This window comes from Bradyrhizobium sp., assembly GCF_036009065.1.
Classification (GTDB): Bacteria; Pseudomonadota; Alphaproteobacteria; order Rhizobiales; family Xanthobacteraceae; genus Bradyrhizobium.
The window spans coordinates 1-3,130 of record NZ_DASYMN010000114.1 but is presented as its reverse complement, the minus strand read 5'-3'; the positions used below and the strand labels follow the sequence as shown (position 1 = coordinate 3,130).

Here is a 3,130-nt window from a genome sequence, read left to right as displayed (position 1 = left end):
AGCCGGCTTGCGTTGCCTCGCGATGATCTGGCGACGGAGTTCTTCGAAAAACACCCGGTGACCGCCGGGGCTGAAGCTCGTAGGGCGCAATAAGCGAAGCGCATTGCGCCGCCCCTTCTCAATCCCGCTCACGAACTCGCCTGCCGCCGCATCCTGCACAGGGCTGAGCGGCGGGTCTGCGGCGCAATGCGCGCCGCTGGGCGTCGCTTATTGCGCCCTACGCGTTCGCGGCTGCCTGCTTCACGCCGGCTTGCGTTGCCTCTGCGCTAATCCGCCCTATGCGCTCGGCCAGATATCTACCGGGTAGAGGTCGTCGTAGACGGTAGGAATCACGATGTTGAATTCTCTGGCATGGCATCATCGCCTGCGGTTCATCGCAACCCAAATCCGAATGGCTTGGTCTTGTCGACGTCGACGATCCTCTGCGCGCCCGCAGGCCAGGCATTATCCGGAATCTGGAATGCCAGCTCGAGGCCGTCGATCACGTCGATGAATTCCTTAGGCACCTGATCTCGTCGATAGGCGCCGAGCATCAAGCAGGGACCAAGCTGCTGTTCCGGCTGGCCGGGATCCCGCTGGATGAGCGATAACGCCCACCCAATACTGACAATCTGCGCACCATGATTCAATGCCCCGACCGCCGCGGCGAATTCCCGCGCCTCTGCAAGCGCTGCGGGCGAAATCCCGACCTGTCCGGGGCTGTTGAAGAAGTCATCGTTAACTTGAACCATGCGATTGCCCTTGCGATTTCCAAACAGACAAAGCTAGCCGCTGTTATTTCAATCACCGAAATCGGTCGACAACAACGCCGGGAAAGTTGTGCCCCGGGCCATCCACTCGAAACGTTCTTCCGCCAAAGCACTCATAAATAACAAAGTGGGTCTTAACTCCGTCAACAGTGGCCCGCCCGGCGCCGGCCACCGTGCAAACTCTAATGACATCCGCGACCTGCTCGCCGTCCGTGCTCGTATCGTCCGGTGTGATCTGAAACAGATCGCCGAGTTCGCTCGATCCGCTGACGTCGCCGACATCGACGTTGCCCATCGGTCGCGCGGCTGCCGGCGACGGAGATAGGCCGCCTCCCTCACCCACGCGGGTCCATTGTCCGCCGCCCGGATTTCTCTTGGGAATGCGCGGCTGGTCCGGGCTGTACTTCGCCTCCTCCAGCCGCCGCCGCGCCTGCGCGGCCTTCGTCTCGTCCACCTCCGCGCGCAGCATCGTCAGCACGCGCTGGCTCGCCGCGATCCTGGCCGCGAAGGCTATGTCCTCCGCTGCTTCGCGCTGCTGCTTCAAATGTGGGTACACTTCCTCCGGATCGGTGCCGGGCTTCAGCCAGCGCGCGAAGTCGTGGCGGAGCCAGAGGTGCGCGTCGTGGCGCAGCCAGCGCTCGCGCTGATGCAAGTCGTAGGCGGAAGGGGGTTGGGGCATTAGAGATTCTTTCTCTGCGTCATTGCCGGGCTTGACCCGGCAATCCATCCGCTTCGAAAGACTCTTGCGAAGAGGATGGATGCGCGGGTCAAGCCCGCGCATGACAGAACTAAAACTCTAACTCGTGTGCCCTACCCCCCAGCGATCCCCGCCCGCGACCGGCCCATATCCCACCGCCTCGCGCTTCTCGTTCAGCGTCAGGAACGCCGCGCCAGAGACGCGGTCCCACAATGCGGCGCGGTCGGCGGCCAGCGCGTCGATGCGGTCGGTGTCGATGACGACGCGGATGGCCTCGCCGAATTGCGGCGCCAGCCATTGCGCGATCGAGGAGCCCACCCGCGCGGCCAGCGGCAGCACGGTCTGGCGGAAGAACGTGCGGTTGGCCTCCGCGTAGTTCGCAAAGGTGTTGTCGCCGGGAATGCCCAAGAGCATCGGCGGCACGCCGAAGGCGAGCGCGATTTCGCGCGCCGCGGTGTGTTTGGCTTCGAGGAAATCCATGTCCTTCGGCGTCAGCGACATCGCCTTCCAGTCGAGCCCGCCTTCCAGCAGCATCGGCCGGCCGGCATTGGCGGTGCCGGTATAGGTCTCGTCGAGTTCGCGCTTCAGCCGGTCGAACTGCTGGGCCGACAGCACGTTGTTGTCGGCGGCAAACACCAGCGCGCCGGAGGGCCGCGCGGCGTTGTCGAGCAGCGCCTTGTTCCAGCGCGCCGCGGAATTATGGGTGTCGACCGCGACCGCGGCGGCCTCGATCGGCGCCAGGCCATAATGGTCGTCGAGCGGATGGAAGAAGGTCAGATGCAGGATCGGCGGCACCGGTGTTGCGAGCTGGTCGAAGCGCACGCAGCGCGCGCCGACGCAATACTCGTAGGCCTCGGCCCAGCCGTCGGCGCCGGGCACCACCTTCATGCGGTCGGGCCGCAGCGCGTAGAGCTCGCGCAGGCGATCGCCGAGCGCGACCGCCTCGACATAGGCGTTGCCGGCGAGCAGCAGATGCGCATACAGCATCTCAAAGAACACCCCGCCGTCCTGGCGCGGGTTCGGCCGCGTCAACAGCTGCGCCAGCGGATGCGCGTCGCGTTCGGCCGCGCCCTCGAACACCAGGAACTGGCACGCCGCCGCATTCTCCGCGATCAGCCTGACCGAGCGATGCACGATGGCATTGGCGAGATACCCCTCGCGCGCGAGGCCGCTGTAATCGCGAGGGGTCCACCGCGCCCGCCCGCCGTTTTCGAATGCGACGAGTCGCGCGGTGCGACTCGCCTTCAGTTCAGGCGGTGCCAGCAGATGGCGAAGGCGGTTGAACATGGGAGCTCCACTCGTAAAAATCGTCATTGCCGGGCTTGACCCGGCAATCCATCATCGTCGAAAGACTCCTCACGAAGAAGATGGATGCGCGGGTCAAGCCCGCGCATGACGCTTCTATTTGTCTCTGGGTAGCAAGCGTGACGCTTGCTCGTAAAAATCGTCATTGCCGGGCTTGACCCGGCAATCCATCATCGTCGAAAGACTCCTCACGAAGAAGATGGATGCGCGGGTCAAGCCCGCGCATGACGCTTCTATCTGTCTTCTGGGTAGCAAGCGTGACGCTTGCTCGTAAAAATCGTCATTGCCGGGCTTGACCCGGCAATCCATCATCGTCGAAAGACTCCTCACGAAGAAGATGGATGCGCGGGTCAAGCCCGCGCATGACGCTTCTATTTGT

General features: G+C 63.8%; 4 protein-coding genes. All 4 read right to left on the bottom strand.

Translation table 11 applies throughout. The features are described 5' to 3' along the window. Nucleotides 1–371: 371 nt before the first annotated feature. Nucleotides 372–731 carry a hypothetical protein gene (locus VGP39_RS07470; RefSeq protein WP_327567467.1) on the bottom strand — a complete coding sequence of 120 codons (360 nt, stop codon included), beginning with the start codon at nt 729–731 and terminating at the stop codon, nt 372–374. Between the two features lie 52 nt (nt 732–783). Next, the gene (locus VGP39_RS07465; protein WP_327567466.1) at nt 784–1,530 is read right to left on the bottom strand and encodes a hypothetical protein; all 747 of its coding nucleotides are present in this window, start codon (nt 1,528–1,530) and stop codon (nt 784–786) included. Nucleotides 1,531–1,545: 15 nt separating this feature from the next. Continuing rightward, entirely contained in the window at nt 1,546–2,733 is a 1,188-nt protein-coding gene (locus VGP39_RS07460; RefSeq protein WP_327567465.1) for a phage portal protein, read from the bottom strand. Between the two features lie 114 nt (nt 2,734–2,847). Next, the coding region (locus tag VGP39_RS07455; RefSeq protein WP_327567464.1) for a hypothetical protein at nt 2,848–3,130 on the bottom strand (283 nt) is incomplete at its 5' end.

Bases quoted from the DNA above. Each gene is read 5' to 3' on its own strand.
- VGP39_RS07460 (WP_327567465.1), bottom strand. From the start codon at position 2,733: ATGTTCAACCGCCTTCGCCATCTGCTGGCACCGCCTGAACTGAAGGCG.
- VGP39_RS07465 (WP_327567466.1), bottom strand. From the start codon at position 1,530: ATGCGCGGGCTTGACCCGCGCATCCATCCTCTTCGCAAGAGTCTTTCG.
- VGP39_RS07470 (WP_327567467.1), bottom strand. From the start codon at position 731: ATGGTTCAAGTTAACGATGACTTCTTCAACAGCCCCGGACAGGTCGGG.